The organism is Oryzophilus luti (assembly GCF_059726245.1).
The window spans coordinates 1,745,407-1,766,759 of record NZ_AP040874.1 but is presented as its reverse complement, the minus strand read 5'-3'; the positions used below and the strand labels follow the sequence as shown (position 1 = coordinate 1,766,759).

The 21,353-nt window shown below is 61.9% G+C and carries 21 protein-coding genes; 15 read left to right on the top strand and 6 right to left on the bottom strand.

Features of this window, described 5'->3' with window-relative positions; genetic code table 11:
- Positions 1-101 precede the first annotated feature (101 nt).
- Genes dnaJ through hrcA form a run of 3 tightly spaced genes read right to left on the bottom strand, consistent with a single transcriptional unit; the run spans position 102 to position 2,894 of the window.
- Entirely contained in the window at positions 102-1,232 is a 1,131-nt protein-coding gene (dnaJ, locus tag AC6IZO_RS07610) for a molecular chaperone DnaJ (protein ID WP_497809930.1), read from the bottom strand.
- 24 nt (positions 1,233-1,256) lie between these two features.
- A complete protein-coding gene (gene grpE, locus AC6IZO_RS07605; RefSeq protein WP_497809601.1) occupies positions 1,257-1,838 on the bottom strand; it encodes a nucleotide exchange factor GrpE in 582 nt (193 codons plus the stop codon).
- A gap of 9 nt (positions 1,839-1,847) precedes the next feature.
- Positions 1,848-2,894, bottom strand: coding sequence for a heat-inducible transcriptional repressor HrcA (gene hrcA, locus AC6IZO_RS07600; RefSeq protein ID WP_497809599.1), 1,047 nt, complete (start codon positions 2,892-2,894; stop codon positions 1,848-1,850).
- Between the two features lie 270 nt (positions 2,895-3,164).
- On the opposite strand from hrcA, the gene AC6IZO_RS07595 reads away from it, so the two are divergent.
- The 4 genes from AC6IZO_RS07595 (at position 3,165) to AC6IZO_RS07580 (ending at position 7,307) form a co-directional block, all read left to right on the top strand.
- Positions 3,165-4,715, top strand: coding sequence for a YifB family Mg chelatase-like AAA ATPase (locus tag AC6IZO_RS07595; RefSeq protein WP_497809597.1), 1,551 nt, complete (start codon positions 3,165-3,167; stop codon positions 4,713-4,715).
- Between the two features lie 289 nt (positions 4,716-5,004).
- A complete protein-coding gene (locus tag AC6IZO_RS07590) occupies positions 5,005-5,610 on the top strand; it encodes a DUF998 domain-containing protein (RefSeq protein WP_497809595.1) in 606 nt (201 codons plus the stop codon).
- 189 nt (positions 5,611-5,799) lie between these two features.
- Positions 5,800-6,219 (top strand): REP-associated tyrosine transposase, encoded by a 420-nt coding sequence (locus tag AC6IZO_RS07585; RefSeq protein ID WP_497809593.1) that lies wholly within the window; start codon positions 5,800-5,802, stop codon positions 6,217-6,219.
- A 284-nt stretch (positions 6,220-6,503) separates the two neighbouring features.
- Positions 6,504-7,307, top strand: a complete 804-nt coding sequence (locus AC6IZO_RS07580; RefSeq protein WP_497809591.1) for a tetratricopeptide repeat protein — start codon at positions 6,504-6,506, stop codon at positions 7,305-7,307.
- Positions 7,308-7,615: 308 nt separating this feature from the next.
- Here AC6IZO_RS07580 and AC6IZO_RS07575 read toward each other — a convergent pair whose 3' ends face one another.
- Positions 7,616-8,758, bottom strand: a complete 1,143-nt coding sequence (locus AC6IZO_RS07575) for an aspartate--ammonia ligase (protein ID WP_497809589.1) — start codon at positions 8,756-8,758, stop codon at positions 7,616-7,618.
- A 375-nt stretch (positions 8,759-9,133) separates the two neighbouring features.
- On the opposite strand from AC6IZO_RS07575, the gene AC6IZO_RS07570 reads away from it, so the two are divergent.
- On the top strand, positions 9,134-9,712 hold the full coding sequence (locus tag AC6IZO_RS07570) for a hypothetical protein (protein WP_497809587.1): 579 nt from the start codon (positions 9,134-9,136) through the stop codon (positions 9,710-9,712).
- Positions 9,713-9,767: 55 nt separating this feature from the next.
- On the opposite strand, the gene AC6IZO_RS07565 is transcribed toward AC6IZO_RS07570, so the two are convergent.
- Positions 9,768-11,225 (bottom strand): pyridoxal phosphate-dependent decarboxylase family protein, encoded by a 1,458-nt coding sequence (locus tag AC6IZO_RS07565; RefSeq protein WP_497809585.1) that lies wholly within the window; start codon positions 11,223-11,225, stop codon positions 9,768-9,770.
- A gap of 126 nt (positions 11,226-11,351) precedes the next feature.
- Here AC6IZO_RS07565 and AC6IZO_RS07560 point away from each other — a divergent pair, with 126 nt between their 5' ends.
- The 3 genes from AC6IZO_RS07560 to AC6IZO_RS07550 all read left to right on the top strand — a co-directional run bounded on the left by AC6IZO_RS07560 (position 11,352) and on the right by AC6IZO_RS07550 (position 13,042).
- Positions 11,352-11,693 (top strand): hydrogenase maturation nickel metallochaperone HypA/HybF, encoded by a 342-nt coding sequence (locus AC6IZO_RS07560; protein WP_497809583.1) that lies wholly within the window; start codon positions 11,352-11,354, stop codon positions 11,691-11,693.
- Positions 11,694-11,783: 90 nt separating this feature from the next.
- Positions 11,784-12,461, top strand: a complete 678-nt coding sequence (gene hypB / locus AC6IZO_RS07555; RefSeq protein ID WP_497809581.1) for a hydrogenase nickel incorporation protein HypB — start codon at positions 11,784-11,786, stop codon at positions 12,459-12,461.
- Between the two features lie 173 nt (positions 12,462-12,634).
- On the top strand, positions 12,635-13,042 hold the full coding sequence (locus tag AC6IZO_RS07550; RefSeq protein WP_497809579.1) for a bacteriohemerythrin: 408 nt from the start codon (positions 12,635-12,637) through the stop codon (positions 13,040-13,042).
- Positions 13,043-13,089: 47 nt separating this feature from the next.
- Here AC6IZO_RS07550 and AC6IZO_RS07545 read toward each other — a convergent pair whose 3' ends face one another.
- Positions 13,090-13,656 (bottom strand): SRPBCC family protein, encoded by a 567-nt coding sequence (locus AC6IZO_RS07545; protein ID WP_497809577.1) that lies wholly within the window; start codon positions 13,654-13,656, stop codon positions 13,090-13,092.
- A gap of 330 nt (positions 13,657-13,986) precedes the next feature.
- Here AC6IZO_RS07545 and AC6IZO_RS07540 point away from each other — a divergent pair, with 330 nt between their 5' ends.
- From AC6IZO_RS07540 to AC6IZO_RS07510, 7 genes are all read left to right on the top strand, one after another.
- Positions 13,987-14,424 (top strand): division/cell wall cluster transcriptional repressor MraZ, encoded by a 438-nt coding sequence (locus tag AC6IZO_RS07540; RefSeq protein WP_497809575.1) that lies wholly within the window; start codon positions 13,987-13,989, stop codon positions 14,422-14,424.
- An 8-nt stretch (positions 14,425-14,432) separates the two neighbouring features.
- Positions 14,433-15,368, top strand: coding sequence for a 16S rRNA (cytosine(1402)-N(4))-methyltransferase RsmH (gene rsmH / locus AC6IZO_RS07535; protein ID WP_497809573.1), 936 nt, complete (start codon positions 14,433-14,435; stop codon positions 15,366-15,368).
- 113 nt (positions 15,369-15,481) lie between these two features.
- Entirely contained in the window at positions 15,482-15,652 is a 171-nt protein-coding gene (locus AC6IZO_RS07530) for a hypothetical protein (RefSeq protein ID WP_497809571.1), read from the top strand.
- 1 nt (position 15,653) lies between these two features.
- Complete coding sequence (ftsL, locus tag AC6IZO_RS07525; RefSeq protein ID WP_497809569.1) at positions 15,654-16,133, top strand: cell division protein FtsL; 480 nt, start codon at positions 15,654-15,656, stop codon at positions 16,131-16,133.
- Positions 16,134-16,334: 201 nt separating this feature from the next.
- Positions 16,335-18,467, top strand: a complete 2,133-nt coding sequence (locus AC6IZO_RS07520) for a penicillin-binding protein (protein WP_497809567.1) — start codon at positions 16,335-16,337, stop codon at positions 18,465-18,467.
- 15 nt (positions 18,468-18,482) lie between these two features.
- The gene (locus tag AC6IZO_RS07515) at positions 18,483-19,985 is read left to right on the top strand and encodes a UDP-N-acetylmuramoyl-L-alanyl-D-glutamate--2,6-diaminopimelate ligase (protein ID WP_497809565.1); all 1,503 of its coding nucleotides are present in this window, start codon (positions 18,483-18,485) and stop codon (positions 19,983-19,985) included.
- Entirely contained in the window at positions 19,982-21,352 is a 1,371-nt protein-coding gene (locus AC6IZO_RS07510) for a UDP-N-acetylmuramoyl-tripeptide--D-alanyl-D-alanine ligase (protein WP_497809563.1), read from the top strand. The genes AC6IZO_RS07515 and AC6IZO_RS07510 overlap by 4 nt, the downstream gene beginning before the upstream one ends.
- The last annotated feature ends 1 nt before the right edge of the window (position 21,353 follow it).

The window sequence follows — 21,353 nt, the reverse complement described above, 5'->3', positions numbered from 1 at the left end:
GCAAACGGGGAAGCGCAGTGAGGAATGCAGTATGAAGCGACGGAGAAAACAAAACGCGCCACCGGTTTTTCCGATGGCGCGTCTGAAAACTGGAAGGGGAGCTACGAGAAGATGTCCTTCACCTTGCTGAACAGCGAGCGACGCTCAGGCACGTTCTGCACGGAGAGCGTCCCCTGCAGTTGCTGCAATAGCTCGCGCTGCTGCTTGGTCAGCTTGGAGGGCGTCTGCACCATCACTTCCACGTACAGGTCGCCACGGCCGTTGCCGTTCAGCACCGGCACGCCCTTGTTGCGCAGGCGGAACGTGGTGCTTGACTGTGTGCCTTCCGGAACCTTGATGGTGGCTTCGCCTTCGAGAGTGGGAATGCGGATCTCCGCGCCAAGCGCCGCCTGCGTAAAACTGATGGGCACCGCGCAGTGCAGGTCGCGGCCTTCGCGCTCGAACACATCGTGGTCCTTCACGTGGAGCACCACGTAGATGTCTCCCGCCGGCCCGCCATGCACACCGGCGTCGCCGTGTCCGCTGAACAGAATGCGCGTGCCTTCCTCGACTCCGGCCGGAACCTTCACTTCCAGCGTGTGATTGCTGATCTGCAGGCCTTCGCCGTGGCAGCGGCGGCACGGATCGTCGATGCGCGTGCCTGTTCCCTGGCATGCGGGGCAGGTGCGCGCCACGCTGAAGAAGCCCTGCTGATAGGTGACCTGACCGCGTCCGCCGCACTGCTTGCAGGCTGCTGGAGCCTTGCCGCTCGCCGAGCCGGTGCCGTTGCACTGCTCGCACGGCTCCTTGCGGCGGATGGTGACCGTCTGCTTGGTGCCGAAGACCGCTTCCTCAAACTCAATGGTGAGGTCTTCGCGCAGGTCCTGTCCGCGCTGTGCGCGCGAACGGCGTCCGCCACGCCCGCCGCCGAAGGCGTCGCCAAAGCCGAACATCTCGCTGAACAGGTCGGCGAAGTCGACGGTCTCAAAGCCGCCGCCGTTGCCGCCGAAGCCGCCCATCTGCGGACCTTCAAAGCCGTAGCGGTCGTACTGGGCGCGCTTGTCGGAGTCACTCAGAATCGAGTAGGCCTCGCCGCACTCCTTGAACATCTCCTCCGCTTCCGGATTGTCCGGATTGCGGTCGGGATGATATTGCATGGCGAGCTTGCGGTAGGCGCTCTTGATTTCAACTTCGGTTGCGGTGCGCGTAACGCCGAGCACCTCGTAGTAATCGCGTTTTTGCCGGGTTGCCAGGGTCCTGTCCTCCGCCTCGTGAAGTTACTTGCCGCTGTTCTGCGCCACGCGCACCATGGCTGGGCGCAGCAGGCGGTCACGCAGGCGATAGCCGCGCTGCAACTCGTCAACAATGTGGTTGTCTTCCACTTCCGCGGTCTCCACCATCTGGATGGCCTGATGGAGTGTGGGATCGAATACGCCTTCGGCCGCGACAGGCTCCACGCCCAACCGCGCCAGCACGTCATGGAACTGGCGGTCGATCAGCTCCACGCCCTTCTGCACGTCCTCAATCGAATTGGCCGGCGTCTTGGCCGCGCGGTCCAGGCTGTCCAGGATAGGCAGCACCTGTTTCAGCGCGTCGGCCAGCGCGTACTCGCGGTATTCCTGCTGCTCGCGCGCGTTGCGCTTGCGGAAGTTGTCAAACTCCGCCTGCAGTCGTGCCAACCGGTCAAGGTAGGCGGAGTTTTCAGCCTTCGCCTTTTCCAGCTCATCCTGCGGAGTTACCGGGGCGGCTTCTGCCGCCGCGGACTCCGTGGCGCAATCCTTCGCCTCGTTGGCGGGTAATTCACGCTCGGCGTCGAGCGCTTCGTTCTCGGCGTTCATCTTTTCCGTTTCCTTCTGCATAACAAATCCCTACTCGGTGTCGTTCAAAATCTTGTCAAACAGCCGCGTGATGTAAGAGACGGCGTGGATCGTCGCCTGATAGTCCATGCGGGTGGGGCCAATGACGGCCAGCTTGCCCAGCACTTCCTGCCCCACGCGGGCGGGCGCGCCAATCAGCACAAAGTTGCTCAGGTCGGGCATCGCCTGCTCCAGCCCAATCACCACGCGCACAGCCTCATGCCGCGCGTCCAGGTAGGCGGTCAGCAACTCCACCACGCGCTGCTTCTCTTCCAGCGTCTGCAACAACTGGCGCAACCGCTGCTCGTCCTGCGCGCGGTCCACAAGGTTCGCCATGCCTTCCACAAAGACCTCGTGCTGCGACTCGGTGGAGTTCAGCGCGCCGGACTGGTAAATCTGCTCCAGAGAGTGCATCAGCCGGTCGTACTCGCTGCGCTCCTGCTCCAGGCGGTGGCTCAGCTCGTGCTGCAGGTCGAGCATGGTCCAGCCGCGGAAATTCTCGTTGATATAGCGCGCAGCCATGTCGAGGTCGGCCTGCGAAACATCGTGCGTCATGCGGAAGACGCGGTCGCGCACCACGCCGTTGCGGGTGACGACCACGGCCAGAACCTTCTGCTCCACCAGACGTTGGAAGTGGACATGCTCCAGCGCGTTGCGCGGCCCGGCGGTAGCCACCGCCACGCCCACACCGCGTGAGACCAGCGAGAGCACGTGCGAGGTGCGCTCCATGAAGTCCTGCACGTCGGTGGTGCCCTGGAAGAAGTTGGTTAGCGACTGCTCTTCGGCCTGGCTCAACTGCGTGCTGCCGGAGAGCCGCTCCACGTAATAGCGGTAGCCCTCCACGCTCGGCACGCGTCCGGCAGAGGTGTGCGGCTGCTCCAGCAATCCGGCTTCGGCGAGATCTGCCATCACGTTGCGGATGGTGGCCGCGCTCAAGCCCTCGCGATTGCTGCGCGAGAGCGTGCGCGAACCCACAGGCTCCCCGGTCGAGATGTAGGTCTCGATGATGGCCGTCAGAATTTCCTGCTGGCGGCGTCCGATCTGGGATCCTTGAGTCATGGCTTAGGTCTTCTGCATCCCCTTTGGATGCATGGGCTTAGGTTTGTGATTCGCGCTGCACGCGCGGGTTTGCACATCCCCGTCTGCCCGCCGGTACCTCAGATTTTAGCACTCCTGCAAGGGGAGTGCGAAGCGGAAAGGCGGAAACCTGAGTCTTACGGACTAAGATTTTTCGGCTGCGTACCTCGGGTGCCACCCAACGTTTCATTTCCCATTCCGGCTAAGCGGATGTAAAACTTGGCCTTCCGTTCCACTGGGCAGGGAGCCACCATGCTTTTTAAGACGCTGAGTGCGGCTGTCTACGGAATTGACGCCAACATTATTGACGTGGAAGTGGACGTCTCGGGCGTGAAGATCAACGAGGACCACTTCACCATGGTCGGGCTGCCGGACGCCGCCGTGCGCGAGAGCCGCGAGCGTGTGCGCTCGGCGCTGAAGAACTGCGGTTACGACATTCCACCCACGCACATCACCGTCAACCTGGCACCAGCGGACATCAAGAAGGAAGGCTCCGGCTTTGACCTGCCCATGGCGCTCGGAATCCTCGGCGCCTACGGCGGACTGAACAAGCAGCAACTTGACGACTACGTCATCGTCGGCGAGCTTTCACTCGATGGCTCGTTGCGCCCCGTGCGCGGCACGCTGCCCATTGCGGTTGCCGCCCGCTCGCGAAAGATCCCCACCTTGCTGGTGCCGGAGGCCAATGCGCGCGAGGCCGCCATGGTGGAAGGCGTGCGCGTCATCCCCATGCGCAACTTCGCCGAAGTCGTCCGGCTCATCAACACCGGGGAGGGCCCTGCGGCGGTGCAGGTGAACCCCGCCGAGTTGCTCTCGCAGGCCGAGCAGCACACCGTCGACTTCAAGGACGTGCGCGGGCAACTGACCGCCAAGCGCGCCATGGAGGTGGCCTGCGCCGGAGGCCACAACATCCTGATGATTGGCCCGCCGGGCGGCGGCAAAACGATGCTCGCCAAGCGCATGCCCACCATCCTTCCGCCGCTGACCTTTGACGAGGCGCTGGAGACGACGAAGATACACAGTGTGGCCGGCGTGCTGGACGAATCGGCGGGCATGGTATTCACGCGGCCCTTCCGCTCGCCGCACCACACCATCAGTGACGCCGGGCTGATTGGCGGCGGCATTGTGCCGCGTCCCGGAGAGGTCTCGCTGGCGCACCACGGCGTGCTGTTCCTCGACGAGCTGCCGGAGTTTCCGCGCAACGTGCTGGAGGTGATGCGGCAGCCCCTGGAGGACGGCACGGTGTCGATTGCGCGCGCGTCCATGTCGCTGACCTTTCCGGCGCGCTTCATGCTGGCGGCCGCGATGAATCCTTGCCCTTGCGGCTTCTACAATGACCGCACGCGCGAGTGCCACTGCACCCCGCCGATGATCCAGCGCTACATCAGCAAGATCAGCGGGCCGCTGCTTGACCGCATTGACATACACATTGACGTGCCGGCGGTGAACTACCGCGAACTGCGTGGCAACGGCCCCACGCCGGAAAGCTCGGCGGCCATCCGCGAGCGCGTGATGCGCGCACGGGAGCTTCAGTTGACGCGCTTCCGCGCGGCCGGGGAGAAGTGCTACGCCAACGCGCAAATGGGCTCGCGGCAGATTCGCACTTTCTGCGAGCTGAGCGCCGACTGCGAGCGCCTGCTGGAGCGCGCCATGACGCAGCAGGGCCTCAGCGCCCGCGCCCATGACCGCATCCTGAAGGTGGCGCGCACCATCGCCGACCTTGAAGCTGCCCCGCAGATCGAGGTCAAACACATCGCCGAAGCCATCCAGTACCGCACTCTGGACCGCACGTACTGGGCGTAGGTTTTCTGGACTTGCGTGCGACAATATTCCGCGATGAGGATTGCTGCCCAGCGCGATATAGGTTGCTGTTCGACTCGAATGCGTTTGCAGTTACCTGCGCAAAGGGTACTGCGAAGTTATCGGGACTCGCCACGGCCAGGCTCCGAAACTCTTGTGGTGTCAGTGTTGCTGCTCGCATCATGAGTGTAGGATCTCCTGTGGATTGCGCAAGTAACCGTCAATAAAGTCGAGTCGTGTGTCAACGGCTTCATCGAAATAGACTGATAGCCTCACCAGAAATGAGGACTGGATGAACAGCAAGCCGCTGTTGTATCTGGGGTTCTGTATTCCAATCGTCTTCTTTGCTACCACCTTCATCGCAGGCTTCATGCAGGGTAACTACAATCACCTCACGCGAATGGTTAGCGAGTTGGGGACGATTGGGACGGAATCTCAGTATGTCTTCATGGCCGGATTGTTGGTTTGTTCCGCGCTCAGCATGTTGTTTGTATCGGAACTCTATCGAGTGTGTAGAGCGGAGAATTTGAGTGTTTTGCCAGTCCTGTTGATTCTGGCCTTCTCAATTTCCATCGCAGGAGCCGCGCTGTTTCCCCTCCCATTAAGGTTGCACGGAATTCTGGGGTCTCCCTCTATACTGCTGATACTTTCTCCGGCCTTGGGACTTCTTCGTTGGAGGAACAAAGGACTGCGCCATCTCGTTCCCATGTCGCTTGCCACTTTGATTCTGATGTCTCTTGGGTTTCTTGCGTTCATGCCGCATGTGCTGGAGGAGTACATGGGCCTGAAGCAGCGGTTTTTCCACATCGGCTGGTCTGTGTGGTTTGCATATCTCAGCTTCGGATTTGTGACACTTGTGAAAAGCAATTGGAAGCTTCTATCTTCTCGGCAAGTCTGATGGTTCGTGGATGGCGAGGGCGATGCGAATCGCATTCCACGTGAACGCCGCAAAATAGGCGGAGCCCTGGGGCACCCCGCCCCAATAGCGGACGCCGGGTGCTCCAGGTTCGCGCCCTGCGGTTGGGCGCTAACCTGGGATGCGAAGTTCCTCATTGAACCTTCACTCTTCTGATTCGGCAGGTGCTCGATGCCCGAAGGTCTCCATCGCTTTCAGCAGAGCAAACAGACGCACTTCGTCACGTTCAGTTGTCTGCATCGGCAACCACGCCTCGTCACGCCGCAACTCTGCAACATGATCTTGGCAACGCTGGAGCGAGCACGCATCCGGTTCGGATTTCAGGTATATGCCTACGTGCTGATGCCCGAGCATGTACACCTCATGCTCAGTGAGCCTTCGGCAAAGTTGCTGGCCGACGCGATTCACTTCCTCAAACTCTCGTCATCGAAGAATGCGCGGAAGTTGGAACCGGGCAGCTGGGACGGGGGACTCTGGGAGAAGCGTTATTACGACCGCAACATCCGGAGCTACCCGGATTTTGCGGAGAAGATGAGATACATCCACCGCAACCCGGTCAAACGCGGATTGTGCGCCGCGCCTGAAGATTGAGCATGGAGCAGCTACAGGCACTATGCAACCGGTGAGTTTGGAGCGGTGGAGATTGAGTCGGAGTGGACGGCGCAGGGGAGGAATGGTCGCATCCCAGGTTAGCCTCGCTGCGCTCGGCGAACCTGGGGCACCCGAGAACTTGGGGTACCCAACAACCTGGGGCATCCAATGACACTGGAATACCCATAGAACTAGGGCCCCGAGATTCCTGCGCCATCCGAAATATGGGACGCCTTCGTGCCCTGCGGTAGAATGTCTCATTCCATTCGGAACCGAGGACTCTGATGCCCAATCGTGCTGGCACTGTTTCCGTGGAGGCCCAGAAGCTGCATCGCGAGGGCCGCGCGGCCATTGACGCCAAGAAGTTCGACGACGCTTTCCGTGTCTACCGGGTGCTGGCCACCAGCGGAGACGCCGAGGGGCAGTGCCGTCTCGCGTCGCTCTACCGCGTGGTGAAGGGCGACTTTGCCGAGGCCGCTGAGTGGTATGCCAAGGCCTCCGAGCAGGGACACGCCGAAGCCGAGTGCAAGCTGGGCTGGCTCTACCGCCACGGCAAGGGCGTCGCCGAGGATCTGAACAAGGCCGTCGAGCTTTACAAGCGTGCCGCCGAGAAGGGCAACGCCGAGGCGCAGCACCACTACGGCTACTGTCTGGAGAAGGGCCTGGGCTGCGAGGCCGACATCAAGGAGGCCATTGCGTGGTATCGCAAGGCCGCCGACCAGGGCCGCCGCGACGCCATGAGCGAGCTGGGCCGCGTCTACTCCAAGGGCTTGGGTACGCCGGTGGACAACGCGCAGGCCTTCGCCTACTACATGCTGGCCGCGCAGCGCGGCGACCACGAGGCGCAGTTCGAGCTTGGCCTGATGTTCTACGACGGCCGCGGCGTGCAGAAGGATATTGACCGTGCGCTGGAGTGGCTGGAGACCTCCAGCAAGAGCGGCTGCATTGGCGCGCGCCGCACGCTCATGTACCTGCCGGAGTATTTGGAGCGCGTGAATCAGTTGCCGCAATACCACACCACGCTGAAGGAGCGTCCGGGGCTGAAGAACCTCGGCGTCAACATCAAGCCCGGCATCGAAGAAGACTAGCCAGATTTCATAGCAGACACAAAGAGAGGGACCTCGTACTGAGGTCCCTCTCCGTCTTAGTGCCCGAAGGAGGAAGGAGTGCGTAGAGGATGCCTCCACATCCTGCGCTCTGTTGCCGGGCACCTCATGCGTCGCGGTTGCCGGGCCGGGGTGGTCCGGCGCGCGGCAACTGGCGCCTGTTCAGGCCCGCCCGCCGAGGCGCCGGCTTCGGAGCCATTCGCCAAGAGGCGGCTGTGTCGCGGTTACGACAAGCAGCGCATGTTCGTCGGCCGGCGCACGGGCGGGCTGCCCGCTACTCAAGGATCGTTTTATTCCAGAACGAAAATATTGTGTTTCTCGCAGATCTCCTTGAGCTTGTTCGGCCACACGCTCACCGTCACCTCACCGAGATGCGCCTTCCGCAGCAGCAGCATCAGGGTACGTGCCTGGCCAATGCCGCCGCCGATGGAGAGCGGTATCTCATGGTTGATGATGGCGCGGTGATACGGGTAGTCGAGGAAGTGCAGCTGGTTGGACATCGAAAGCTGCGTCTCCAGGGTCTTCGCGTTCACGCGGACGCCCATCGACGACAGCTCGTGGCGGCGGCTGGTCACCGGGTTCCAGACGAGGATGTCGCCGTTCAGGCCGTGATAGGTCTGACCGTCCTTCCGCGTCGTTTCGGTCACCCAGTCGTCGTAGTCGGCGGCGCGCATCTCATGCGGATAGCCGTCCTTCAGCGGCCAGCCGATGCCGATGATGAACACCGCCGGATGCTTCTGCAGAATCATCGTCTCGCGCTTCTTGCGCGGCAGGTCGGGATACATGTCGAGGAGATCCTCGGCGTGTATGAAGTGAATCTCCTCGGGCAGTGGCGGATACTTCGGCGTGGCAAGCTGCGGGAAGAGCTGCCGGGCAAAGCGGTCGGCCCCGACAATGACCTTCCAGATGGAGCGGACGATGGTCTTCAGGAACTCAACGCTGCGCTGCTCCGGCGTGATGACCCGCTCCCAGTCCCACTGGTCCACGTAGCAGGAGTGGTCGTGGTCAAGGAAGTAATCCTTGCGCACGGCGCGCATGTCGGTGCAGATGCCTTCGCCCGGATGGCAGCCGAACTGCTTGAGCGCCACTCTCTTCCACTTCGTGGCGGCCTGCACAATCTGCGCCTCAATCGGGTGCAGGTCGTGGTCGTTGGAGATGTGGAACTGAATGGGCGTGCGGGAGCCGTCACGGTCCAGAAAATCATTGACGCCGCTTTCGCTATCGACGATGAGCGGCACGGTGGCCATGATGAGGTTCAGCTCGCGGCAGAGGTTGTCCTCGATGTAACGCTTCAGGGCGAAGATGGCCTTCTGCGTATCACGCGGGGAGAGAAGAGGGATGTAGTCCTTGGGCAGAACGCGCTCGAGTTCCTCGTAATTGCCAATGCCGGGGCCGGCGAGGTCGGCGCGTTTGTCCGCTACTGTGGTTGCCATGGGCATGCTCCTTGGTCTGAACCGGCCTGGCGGAAAGTGTCTCCGTACCGGTGCTACCCCGGACGCAACACTCCGTCATCCGTTCTCGTAGTCAGAACCTTGGGCCGATGAACAACGACATCAGTCCGCGAATTGTCGTGCCGGATACATGACCACAGTAGCCGAACTGATGTCTGTATCAGCGGTCACTAAGGCGTGTGAAAAGCGCGGGCAGTGCTGGAATGGGAAGTGCAGGGAGGTAGGACGTCGTCAATTCTGTTTCCCAAATTGCTCTATCCGGTCTAAGTGGACTTTCTGAATGCGCAACGAGGCTAGGAAATTCCATAGGAATACAGCAGCTTCACTGCGTAAAATTCCGGCATGAACAATGCAGTCGTGAAGAAGGCATTTGTAACCAAGCAAAGAGATTTGAGAGCGCATGCAGAGTTGTGGCATACATCTAATTACTTGCTCGAGGCTGGTAAAAAGCAGCAAGAGGGTGCCGCTCATCTGTTCCGGGCTAGCCTGGTTTTTCGAGCCTTTTGCCTTGAAGCATTCTTGAATTGGCTTGGGCAAGAGCTTGTGCCGCATTGGAAATACCTAGAACGACTTGGAACATATCAAAAGCTGGAGTTGTTAGCTGATTGGGTAAAGGTCAAGCCCGATTATGGTTTGCCTCCATGGCAGATTGTAAAATTGCTCTTCAGCTTCAGGAATGCGGTTGCACACGGCAAGAGAGAGTTGCTGACCAGCGAGAGCTATGAGCGCTTTGATGAATTCCTGGATGGGAAATTGGGCGAGCCGCTCAAGGCGCAATGGGAGAAACTCTGCACGGAGAAGAATGCCGACCTTGCGAAGCGAGATGTAGAGGCAATTGCTAACCTCCTCTACGAGGCGTCTGGTGTTGCCAAGACGATGAAAGGACCGCTGGGGCCATTCGCTTTCGGATTTCAAATTCATTCAGCATCAATGTGAGGATCTGATGCACCACCGTTCTCGCAGCGGCGGTGCATCCAAATGGGGAGTGCGGTTACTTCATCAGCCTGTCGGCGGCCTGCTGCACAAGCTGCCAGGCCAGCGAGGTGTCCTGCTCGCAGGTGCGCAGGTTGCCAATGGCGATGCGCATCACGATCTTCTTGTTCAGCTCCGTGTGCGAGAGGAAGACGCGGCCGTCGCGGTTCACTTCGTTCAGAATCGCGTGGTTCAGCTCGTCGGTGCCTTTGGCGCGGAAGCAGACGGTGGAGAAGTTGACGGGCGCAACGCGCTCGAAGCGCGCATCGGCGTCCACCCACGAGGCGAACTGTTTGCCCAGTTCGATGTGATGGCGCAGCACGCTCTGGATGCCTTCCTTGCCGAAGTAGCGCATCAGGAACCAGAGTTTGAGCGAGCGGAAGCGGTGGCCGAGCGGCACGCCGTAATCCATCAGGTGCACGGCGCGCGGGTCGTCCACGGTGCGCAGGTACTCAGGCACCAGCGAGAACGCCTGCCGCAGCACCTCGGGCTTGCGCGTGTAGAAGACGCTCAAATCCATCGGCGTCAGCATCCACTTGTGCGGGTTGGTGACGATGGAGTGGGCGCGTTCCAGTCCGGCGAAGAAGTGCTTCATCTCCGGCAGCGTGGCGCACGGCCCGGCGTAGGCGCAGTCCACATGCAGCCACATGCCGTAGCGCTCGGCAATGTCGGCAATCTGCGGAACCGGATCGACGCTGGTCGAGGACGTTGTGCCAATGGTGGCCACCACGCAGGTGGGGCGCAGGCCGGCAGCAATGTCGTTGCGGATCATGTCTTCGAGCGAGTCGACGCGCATCTTGAACTCGGCGTCGCTGGGCACAATGCGCACTTGGTGCTGGCCAAAGCCGACGGCGATTGCGCCCTTCTCCACCGACGAGTGCGCCTGGTCGCTGGTATAGAGCACCAGGTTGTTTGTGGCGCCTTCTTCGCGCATCTGCGGCGCCACAAACTCGCGCGAGCAGACAATGGCGTGCATGGTGCTCACGCTGGCCGTGTCGTAGATGATGCCGAAGTATTCCGGCGGCAGGCCAAGCCACTCGCGCAGCCAGCCCAGCGTCACCTGCTCCAGCTCGGCCACGGCGGGCGAGGTCTTCCAGTGCAGGCCGTTGGAGTTCATCGCCGCCGCCATCATCTCGGCAATCACCGCCGGGGCGGAGCCCGTGGTGCCGAAGTAGGCCATGAAGCCCGGATGGTTCCAGTGCGTCACGGCCGGCAGTACGGTGGTCTCAAAGTCTTTCAGGATGGCCGCATAGCTCTCGGGCTGGTCGGGGGCGTGCGCGGGCAATTTGTCAATCAGCTCGCCGGGCTTCATGGTGGGCACCACGCGGTGCTCGCGCATGTCGGCGAGAAAATCCGCGGTCCAGTCCACTGCCTGATGGGCGGCCTTGCGGAAGTCTTCAACGTAAGCGTCCCAGTCGGCCCTGCCCTGGCCCGGCAACGCAAAGGAAAGTGGTTCAGGATGCTTGTTGGAGGACATGCTCGAAATTGTAAACCGTGGGCTGTGGGATAATTTTATGGCAGGGATGATTTGTGCGCCGCGTCACAGAGCCGTGAGACATCGGCGGCCCATAATTCTGTTAGTCGTCATCCGCGAAGGTGTGATTTGCACGAACTGAGCATTGCATCGGCCATACTCGACACGCTGGAGAAGGAACTGGTCAAGCATCCCGGCGCGCGTTTCACCAAGGTCGGCCTGCGGGTCGGAGAGTTGAGCGGCGTGGACCCGGATTCCCTGGAATTCGGCTTCAACGCGCTGGTCAAGGACTCGCACTGGGACCCGCTCGCGCTGGAGATTGAGCGTGTGCCCCGCCTGCAACGATGTCCCAAGTGCGGGCACCAGTGGCGGGTGGAGAACTACAATACAGATTGTCCGACGTGTGGCGAGCTTGCCACCGAAACCGTCAGCGGCGAAGAGTTGAACATCGCCTTCGTGGACGCGGATTAGCGGAGTCGCGGAAGGCGATTCCATGCAGCAGCCGGAAGGCGGCGAATACGCCGAATCCATCGGCTGTGAGCGGAGCCATCGGGAGGAACCGTGAGCCAGATCGTCGTAGAAAAGAAGGTGCTGAACGAGAACCAGCGCATCGCCAACGAGCTTCGCGAGAAGTTCCGCCAGCACAACATCACCGTCATCAATCTGATCAGCTCGCCCGGCTCCGGCAAAACCACGCTGCTCGAGCACACGCTGCAACAGTTTCCCAAGGACAAGCGCGTCAAGGTCCTGACCGGCGACCTGCAGACCGAGAACGATGCCAAGCGCCTGGCGCAGTGGGGCTTCCCGGTGAAGCAGATCATCACCGGCGGCACCTGCCACCTGGACGCCAGCATGATCTCGCGCCACATTGCCGACTGGCCGCTGGACGAGATGGATTTGCTCATCATCGAGAACGTGGGCAACCTGGTGTGCCCCACCAGCTACGACCTGGGCGAGCACGCCAAGATCGTGATGCTCAGCGTGACCGAGGGCGAGGACAAGCCGCTCAAGTACCCGTCCATCTTCTTCAAGAGCGAGCTGATGGTGCTCAGCAAAGTGGACCTGCTGCCGTACGTTTCGTTTGACGCCGAGCTGGCCAAGCAGAACGCCCGCAGCGTGCACCCCGGCATGGAGATTGTCGAAGTGAGCTGCAAGACCGGTGACGGCATGAAGCAGTGGATGGAGTGGATCGCCCGCAAGGAGGCGCAGGTGCGCTCCGGTCAGGCCACGCTGGCCTAAGCCGCAAAGCAGGTTTCATAAGTCAGGGCCGCGACGCCGCTTCCCAAAAGAAAGCTGGCAGCGCGGCCCTTCTGTTTTGGGCGGCGGTGGCAGGGAATGTTTTCCACCGAATCACGTTTCCTCCCGTGCTTCGTCGATAGTCATGACAGATGGAAGCTCGAAGGAGAGCCGTCATGACCCTGCTGGCGTGGAGCGAGTCCTACAGCGTGCGCGTTGCGCAATTCGATCATCATCATCAGGAGCTGTTCCGCATGGTGAATGGCCTGCACGAGGCCATGGTGCAGGGGCATGGCAAGGAGATCGTCTCCGAGGTGCTGCGCCGGCTGGCCAGCTACACCGAGAACCACTTTGCCGCCGAAGAACACATCATGAAGCAGTGCGGCTACCCGGAGCTGGCCTCGCACAAGTCCGAGCATGAACTGCTGACCGCGCAGGTAAAGAAGTTCGTGGACGACTACAACGCCGGACGCGTCTCGCTCAGCGTGCCGCTGCTCAACTTCCTGCGCGACTGGCTGACCAAGCACATTGCCGGCTGCGACCAGAAGTATTCCAATTTCCTGAACGCCAAGGGCATTCACTAGCAGCGGGATTCGTGAAGGGCAGGGGAGCGGCGCTCACGGGCGCCGCTCTATTGTTTCTGTCCGAGCGATTCTAGCAGCAGGCGCTCCACCTGCTCCTGACGATGGCGGAAGGCCCGCCCGATGGCGCGTTCAATGGTTGCCTCCAGCATGCGCCCCACCCAGCCATACCCCACCCGGAAGCGTACGTGGTCGGTGATGATGGTTCCGCGCTGCCCCCTGCGCAGTTCCTCGCGGAAGCCGTGGGCATGGTGCCAGTCGGCAAAGGGGCCGTGCTCCAGCACATCCTGGAATTCCTTCTGTGGCGTGTAGCTGACAATCCGGGCCCGCCATTCGGTGCGCAGTGGGACAAAAGGGATTGGACGGAAGGAAACGACGATGCGGGTGCCCTCCTCGGCAGGCCGGAACCCCGGGGTGGCGCCCGCCGGGTGGCCCTCAGTGGAGCGGACATCTTCTCTTATAGGAATTGCCTGCCCGGCGGCGGGGAACTCAATCCGCTCCACGCGGGCCGCCAGCTCCGGCGGCATAATCCGCGGAAGGTTGTGCGGATCGCTGAAGAACGCGAAGACCTGCGCCAGTTCCACGGGCACCCACTGCTCAGCTCGAAACGCTCCCATACGGCACCTACCGACGAACCAACAGAATAAACACTATCTGTAGTAGATGGCCAAGGTCCGGCCCCGAATCTGCGTCAAGGCCAAAAAAAGGCGCAAAAAATCCCTGAAACCGAAAAATTCATGTTGACAAGGCCCAACTCTACGGTAGGATGGGTGGGACAAAGGGGAACAAAAGGGCTAAAAAGTGGGATCGAGTGGTCGGGTGCACTGAGGCAGAGAAGAAAAACCGGGCTCCGCACCGACAAGAACTGATCCGACGGCTCACAAAGGCTCCTTAGAACGCTGGCCACAGGCCAGGGAAAAAGTTTCGGGCCCCCGGGGGCCCTATCAATGTTTCGAGGCAACCACCCAACCCGCGTTGACGAAAAGGGCCGACTCAAGGTTCCGGCGGATTTCAAGCGCGAGCTCGATGAGAAATACGGTCCTGAATTCTACATCACGAGCATGGACGGGAAAATTGCCAAAGTGTATCCCCTGAAGGAATGGGAACAGATTGAGCAGTTGATGCTGACCAATCCCTCGGAAGAGATGGAGAAGTTCCAGCGTCAAACCAGTTTTTGGGGACAGGTTGTAGAGATTGACGGACAGGGGCGCCTGCTGATTCCCAGCACGCTTCGGGATAAGGCGGAACTCAAGGGTGAGGTTGCGGTGGTGGGAGTTCTCAACCACCTGGAAGTTCAACTGATGGCGGATTACCTCCAGCAGATTGAACAGGACCGGATCACGCCTGATGAGAAGAAATCTCTCAAGAGCCTTGGAATCTGGTGAGGAAGAGTTTGAGCAACAACAACAGCGTCCAGCCGGACGCGCATGGTCCCCGGCAGTTTGGCCATGTTTCCGTTCTTTACAAGGAAGCGATCGATCTCCTGGCCGTCAAGCGCGGCGGGACTTATATCGACGCCACTCTGGGGTTGGGCGGGCACAGCTACGGCATCGCAAAACTCCTCGGCCGACAGGGTCGTTTGATTGGCTTCGATAAAGACACGCGCGCGATTGAGATGGCCGCGAAGCGATTGAGTGAGCCGCCGGCGGAGTTGGCCGGTGACTGGCCGGAGGTGAAGTTGATTCACGCCTCCTATGCTGAGCTGGCCGAGCACGTCGAGCCGCACTCGGCCGACGGCCTGCTTGCCGATCTGGGCGTCAGCTCCATGCAGTTTGACGACGCTTCGCGTGGATTCAGTTTTCAGGCGGAAGGCCCTCTGGACATGAGGATGAACCCGGAGTCCGGGCTGACCGCCGAGCAAGTGGTAAATCAGTTCGACGAAAACGATCTCGCCGACCTGATCTACGAATACGGTGAGGAAAGGAGGTCGCGGAGAATCGCCAGAGCCATTGTTCGGGCGCGGCCGATAAAAACGACCGCTCATCTAGCCAAAGTTGTGTCGGCCGCGGCCCGGCCAATGAATTCTCGCATTCACCCAGCGACACTGACCTTTCAGGCTCTCCGTATTTTCGTAAACCGCGAATTGGACGATTTGCGCGCGCTGCTGGATACCAAAGGCGCGCCCAAAGCGCTCAAGAAAGGTGGAAGGCTGGTGGTCATCAGCTTCCACTCGCTGGAAGACCGGCTGGTGAAGGATGCCATGCGCGAAGGTTCGCAGCGCGGCATGTACGAGCTGATCACCCGCAAGCCGGTTACGGCCAGCGAAGAAGAGATTGAGCAGAATTGGCGGGCGCGAAGCGCGAAGTTGCGGGCCGCCGAGTTGCTTTAGAGAATTTGAGTAACTTAGGTTTTTCCGATTTAACCAAGTTAGTAATGTGGAAAAACCTGTGGAAGATGTGCAAAACCCGGCCAGTCCGGGAGTGGTTGGAAAGGAGCCGCCTAATGTTTACGGGAACCATGATTGAAGACCTGATGCAGATGGTCGAACGCGCCGAGAAGCGCGCCGAGTCCCGTCCGGTGAAGCCGCAGCCCCCGGTGCGCTCCTGGTACGTTGCCCCTGCTCCGCAGTGGGAAGAAGTTGCGCGCACGAACGTGCGCATGGGAGCTGCCTAAGATGGCGATCTGGACCGCAAATTTGCCGCAGCTGCTGGCCGCTCTTGAGCCGCCGCAGCAGACGACGCGCCGCTACATGCCGGGCGCGCCCGAGGCTCTGCTGACCAAGCAGATCGACAACAGCCGCCTTGTGCGCCAGATGGATAACGACCGCCGTCGCGAAATGATCGTGTTCTCCGCCGCCATGGTGGTGCTGTTCAGCTTCTGCATGGCCTACCTGTGGCAGCATTACAGCGCGGTGGAATACGGCTACAAGATTGAGAACCTGCGTCAGCAGCGTGACGCGCTGACCGACACGAACAAGACGCTGCGGTTGGAAGAGGCGTCGCTGAAGGACCCTGAGCGCATTGATGCGCTGGCCAAGCAGATGGGCATGCAGTTGCCCGTTGCCGGTCAGGTGCAAAGCGTTGAGCCGGCCGCCGACGCCAGCACGCCGGTGATGGCGCGCGCCAGCGGGCTCGGAGTAGTTTCGCTGCCCTGACGCAGCCAGCAGGTTCGGGAAATCCGCGGTTCGTGCGGCCTGCCCCCAGGTTCTGCCGGGAGTTGGCCTGCACGGGCCGCTTTCTTTGTATACAGTATTCCTTGGGGCGCTTGAGGTACTCTGCGCCCGGAGACTGTGAGTTTTCCTCTGTCGCGGACGAATGAATTGCCTGGCCAGCAAGCCGGGAGTTTGGTGGCGTAGATGGCGGCCGGTACAGCATCAACCAAGAACGCGCAACTGAAGTTGCAGATCTTTACCGGGCTGCTGTTGCTATGGACGCTGGCCATCGGCTTCCGTCTGGTGCAGTTGCAGGTCTTCCGCTACGGATTCTTCACCAAGCAGGCGGCCCGCCAGCAGCAGCGCAAGGTGCCGCTCTCGCCGCGCCGCGGCGTTATCTACGACCGTCACGGGCAGGAGCTCGCCATGAGCGTGCCCGTCGACTCCATCTACGCAGTTCCCAGTGAAATTCCCGACCAGGCCATGACCGCCTCGATTCTGGCGCAGGTGCTGGGCGCCGACCCGCAGGAGTTGCTGGCGCGCATGAAGGCGCAGCGTTACTTTGCGTGGGTGGCGCGCAAGGTTGACGCCGATACCGCCGACCGCGTCCGTCAGTTGAACTTGAAGGGCATCGGCTTCCAGAAGGAGGCCAAGCGCTTCTATCCCAAGCGCGACCTGGGCGCGCAGTTGCTCGGTTATGTGGGCATGGACGACAAGGGGCTGGCAGGCGTTGAGCTGCAATTTGACGAGCAGTTGCGCGGCACCGAGGGCGAGATGATCATCCAGCAGGACGCGCGCCGCAGCCGCTTCCTCGCCAACATGAAGGATCAGTCCACCCCCGGCGACAACGTCGTTCTCACCATCGACGAAAAGATCCAGTACATAGCGGAAAAAGAGCTGGACGCGGCCATGAAGGACACTGGCGCCGTGGCCGGCACGGTCATCGTGCAGAACCCGAAGACCGGCGAAATCCTGGCGCTGGCCAACCGCCCCACGTTCAATCCGAACTTCTCCAAGGAGATCACTCCGGCCTCGCTCAAGAACCATGCGGTCAGCGACGCTTACGAGCCGGGATCGGCATTCAAGACCATGACTTACTCCTCGGTCTTCGAGGAGCGTCTGGCACGGCCCGAGGAGATGATCAACTGCGACCCGGGCGGCATTGCCGTGGGCGGCATCCGAATCAAGGACTCGCACCACATCGGCACCGTTTCGGTGGAAAAGGCTTATGCGGAGTCGAGCAATGTGGGCGCGGTGAAGATGGGCCTGCGCCTTGGCCCCGACCGTCTCTACAAATACGTTCGCGCCTTCGGCTTTGGCGCGCAGACCGGCATTGAGCTGCCCGGCGAAACCCGCGGGCTGGTGAAGCCTCCGGCGCGCTGGAGCGGCTCCACGATCGGTTCCATGTCGATGGGGCAGGAAGTGGGCGTGACGCCGGTGCAGATGATTTCGATGGTATCGACCATCGCGAACGATGGCGTCTACACGCCGCCGCGCATTGTGGCCGCCGTCACCGAGCCGAACAAGGGCTACCAGCAGATTGTGTTTCACCCGGCCGAGCAGCACCGCGTGGTGTCGCCCATGACCGCCGCGCTGATGCGCCGGTTGATGGAGCAGGTGGTGCTGGAAGGCACCGCCCGCCGCGCCATCCTGGATGGCTACACCTCGGCGGGCAAGACCGGCACCGCGCAAAAGGTGGACCCGCGCACGCACGCCTACTCCAAGACCGACTACGTTGGCAGCTTCATCGGCTTTACGCCCGTTAATAATCCGGCCATTACGGTCGCGGTGATTTTGGATTCCGCACGCGGCCTGCACCAGGGCGGACAGGTTTGCGCGCCGGTCTTCAAGCGCGTGGCCGAGCAGGTGCTGGCCTATTTGAACGTGCCGCGCGATGTGGAGACCAAGAACGACGTCATGCGGCAGATGCTGCGCGCGCGTGCCAAGGAAGGCGACATCGAGGATGCAACGCCGCACCGCGAGGGCGAGATGGCGGAGCTGGGCGAGGCGGCGCCGGAGCCGATGGTGCCCGTGCAGCAGAACAAGGGTATGATGCCTGCGGCCACGAAGGCGGCCCCGCAGAGCGCGCCGCTGCCGCAACACGCTGCGAACAACGCGCCGCCGCGTCCGGGCTCGGGTACGGTGGTGATTGCCGTCGGGCAGGGGCAGCCGGTGCCGAGCTTTATCGGCCGGCCATTGCGCTCGGCGGTGGAGTTGGCGCATCAGTCGGGCTTTGAGTTGCAGGTGATTGGCAGCGGCATCGCGCGTCAGCAATCGCCCGCGCCCGGCACGCGTGTGCCGCCCGGATCAAGAGTTTCTGTACGTTTTACGCGATAATCGGTCAGGTACGTCATGGATTTTGAGCACATTCTCGATGGAGTCGAGCTCCTCTCCCGCGCGGGCAATGCGGCCGTCGCGGGGCTCGACTACGATTCGCGCCGCGTCGCGAAAGACTTTCTGTTTGTGGCCATGAAGGGCGAGACCACCGACGGCAACCGTTACATTGATAACGCGCTGGCCGCCGGAGCCACGGCCGTGGTCACGGATTCTCCGGAGCAGACGCCGCGCGAGGGCGTGGCCTGGGCGGTGGTGCCGCACGGACGCCGCGCGTTGGCACGTTTGAGCGCGAACTTCTACAAGCATCCGGCAGAGAAGCTATCGATCACCGGCATCACCGGCACCAACGGCAAGACGACCACGGCGTTTCTGGTGGAGTCGCTGCTGCGCGAGGCCGGGCGCAAGAGCGCACTGGTGGGGACCGTGGAGTACCACCTGCCGGGCAAGGTGCTGCCATCGCCGCACACCACGCCGGAGTCGCTCGAACTCAACCAGCTCTTCTACGAGGCGCTGGAGCTGGGTGCGAGCGAGGCCGTCATGGAGGTTAGCTCGCACGCACTGGCGCAGGGCCGCGTCTGGGGCGTGCCGTTTGATGTGGCTGTCTTCAGCAACCTTACGCGCGACCACCTCGACTTCCACAAGACGATGGAGGGTTACTACGAGGCCAAGCGCATCCTGTTTGAAGGCTGCGGCACCGAGCCTCCGCGCGCGGCGGTCATTAATGTCGAAGACGAATACGGCAGGAGGCTGCTGGAGTTCTCCCGCACGCACAGCCAGGACGTGTACAGCTACGGCGTTGCCGAGGGCGACTTCCACGCCGAGAACCTGCAGATGACGCCCGCGGGCAACCGCTTCACGCTCACCACGCCCGCCGGGCCGGTGGAGATTCACTCGCCGCTGCTGGGGCGCGTCAACGTCTACAACGTGATTGCCGCCTGTGGCGCGGCCTTCGCGCGCGGCCTCACGTTGGCGCAGATCGCCGAAGGCGCGGCAAAGATGGAGCGCGTGCCGGGACGTTTTGAAAAAGTGGATTGCGGACAGCCGTTCGCCGTTGCCGTGGATTACGCGCACACCGACGATGCGCTGAAGAACCTGACGCGGCTGGGGCGCGAGTTCGTCACGCGCGGTACCGCACACGGACGGGTCATCACCGTCTTCGGCTGCGGCGGAGACCGCGACCGGGCGAAGCGTCCGCTGATGGGCGAGGCCGCCGGACGTGGCAGCGATTTTGTGGTCGTCACCAGTGACAACCCGCGTAGCGAAGACCCGCTGATGATCATCAACGATTCGATGCCCGGCCTGCAGCGCAGCGGCGTCCGCTACAAGGCAGAACCCGACCGCCGCAAGGCCATCGCGCTGGCGCTCAGCGAGGCGCATCCGGGCGATATCGTGCTCATCGCAGGCAAGGGACACGAGAAGACTCAGACCACGCGCGAGGGCGTCTTCCCATTCGACGATTGTGAAGTCGCGCACGAAGAGCTTGCCCGGCTCGGCTACAACGGCGGAGGTGCAAAGTGAGGCTCGAACTCAGGCGGGCCGCGGAGTTCATGCAGGGGCACGGGCAGTTTGACCCCAGCATGATCGCCACCGGCTATTCGATTGATTCGCGCAGCATCGCCCACGGCGAGTTGTTCTTCGCCATCGAGGGCGAGCGCAATGACGGGCACGACTATGTGGCAAAGGCGTTGAGCGATGGCGCCTGTGCCGCCGTCGTCAGCCGCCACAAGCTCTCGCGCTTTGCCGACGCCCGCGACCTGATCGCCGTGGACGATACCACCGTTGCATTGCAACGGCTGGGTGCGGCGGTGCGGCGGCTGTGGGGCAAAAAGCTGATCGCCATCACCGGCAGCACCGGCAAAACCACCACCAAGGAATGCATCGCGCATGTGCTCGGCTCGCAGTTGCGCGTGCTCAAGTCGCTGGGCAACCTCAACAACCATTGGGGCCTGCCCATGCAGTTGCTGCGTCTGGAGCCGGAGCACGAGATCGCAGTCATCGAGATGGGCATGTCGCACGCGGGCGAAATCGCGGCGCTGGCCGCCATTGCGCAGCCGGACGCGGGTGTGGTCACCAACGTTGGCCCGGTGCACCTGGAGTTTTTCGATTCCATTGCCGGCATTGCGCGCGCCAAGTATGAGTTGATTGAGGCGCTGCCCGCTGGTGGCCTTGCCGTGCTCAACGCCGACGACGAATACGTGAGCCAATTCGGCCGCGACTTCCACGGCAAGGTGCTGTTCTACGGAATCGAGAAGGCCGCGGATTTCGCGGCGGAGAACATTGTCTGCCGCGGACTGGAGGGCACGACGTTTGACCTCGTCGGCCCCGGCTTCCGCGAGCATGTCACGATGAAGCTCATTGGCCGCCACAACGTGCTGAACGCGCTGGCCGCCGTGGCCGTGGCCACCGAGCAGGGCATTGCGCCCTCGACCGCCGTCGCCAGCCTGGCCACGCTTTCCAGCACGGAAAAGCGCGGGGAAATCCTCAAGCTGGGCGGCGCAACCATCGTCAACGATTGCTACAATTCCAATCCGAAGGCCCTGAAAACCATGGTGGAAACCCTGGCGACAATTCCGGCCACGCGGCGCATTGTGGTCGCCGGGGAAATGCTGGAGCTGGGGCCGGAGTCGCCGAAGCTGCACCGCCAGTGCGGCGAGTGCATGGCGCGCGCAGGCGTGAACCTGGTGGTAGGCGTGCGCGGCAATGGCGCTTCCATCGCGGAGGGCGCTGCCGCCGGTGGCGCCATGGCAAAGTACGTGGAAACGCCCGAGGAGGCAGGCGAGTGGCTGGCCTCGGAGCTGAAGCCCGGCGACGTGGTGTTGCTGAAGGCTTCCCGCGGAGTGCGGCTGGAAAAGGCCCTGGAAGTTTTGCGCGCGCGGCTCGGCTGAC

Bases quoted from the DNA above. Each gene is read 5' to 3' on its own strand.
- AC6IZO_RS07580 (WP_497809591.1), top strand. From the start codon at position 6,504: ATGCCCAATCGTGCTGGCACTGTTTCCGTGGAGGCCCAGAAGCTGCAT.
- hrcA (WP_497809599.1), bottom strand. From the start codon at position 2,894: ATGACTCAAGGATCCCAGATCGGACGCCGCCAGCAGGAAATTCTGACG.
- AC6IZO_RS07595 (WP_497809597.1), top strand. From the start codon at position 3,165: ATGCTTTTTAAGACGCTGAGTGCGGCTGTCTACGGAATTGACGCCAAC.
- grpE (WP_497809601.1), bottom strand. From the start codon at position 1,838: ATGCAGAAGGAAACGGAAAAGATGAACGCCGAGAACGAAGCGCTCGAC.
- AC6IZO_RS07545 (WP_497809577.1), bottom strand. From the start codon at position 13,656: ATGGGAGCGTTTCGAGCTGAGCAGTGGGTGCCCGTGGAACTGGCGCAG.
- ftsL (WP_497809569.1), top strand. From the start codon at position 15,654: ATGGCGATCTGGACCGCAAATTTGCCGCAGCTGCTGGCCGCTCTTGAG.
- AC6IZO_RS07575 (WP_497809589.1), bottom strand. From the start codon at position 8,758: ATGGCAACCACAGTAGCGGACAAACGCGCCGACCTCGCCGGCCCCGGC.
- AC6IZO_RS07530 (WP_497809571.1), top strand. From the start codon at position 15,482: ATGTTTACGGGAACCATGATTGAAGACCTGATGCAGATGGTCGAACGC.
- AC6IZO_RS07520 (WP_497809567.1), top strand. From the start codon at position 16,335: ATGGCGGCCGGTACAGCATCAACCAAGAACGCGCAACTGAAGTTGCAG.
- AC6IZO_RS07540 (WP_497809575.1), top strand. From the start codon at position 13,987: ATGTTTCGAGGCAACCACCCAACCCGCGTTGACGAAAAGGGCCGACTC.
- AC6IZO_RS07550 (WP_497809579.1), top strand. From the start codon at position 12,635: ATGACCCTGCTGGCGTGGAGCGAGTCCTACAGCGTGCGCGTTGCGCAA.
- AC6IZO_RS07515 (WP_497809565.1), top strand. From the start codon at position 18,483: ATGGATTTTGAGCACATTCTCGATGGAGTCGAGCTCCTCTCCCGCGCG.
- AC6IZO_RS07585 (WP_497809593.1), top strand. From the start codon at position 5,800: ATGCCCGAAGGTCTCCATCGCTTTCAGCAGAGCAAACAGACGCACTTC.
- AC6IZO_RS07590 (WP_497809595.1), top strand. From the start codon at position 5,005: ATGAACAGCAAGCCGCTGTTGTATCTGGGGTTCTGTATTCCAATCGTC.
- AC6IZO_RS07565 (WP_497809585.1), bottom strand. From the start codon at position 11,225: ATGTCCTCCAACAAGCATCCTGAACCACTTTCCTTTGCGTTGCCGGGC.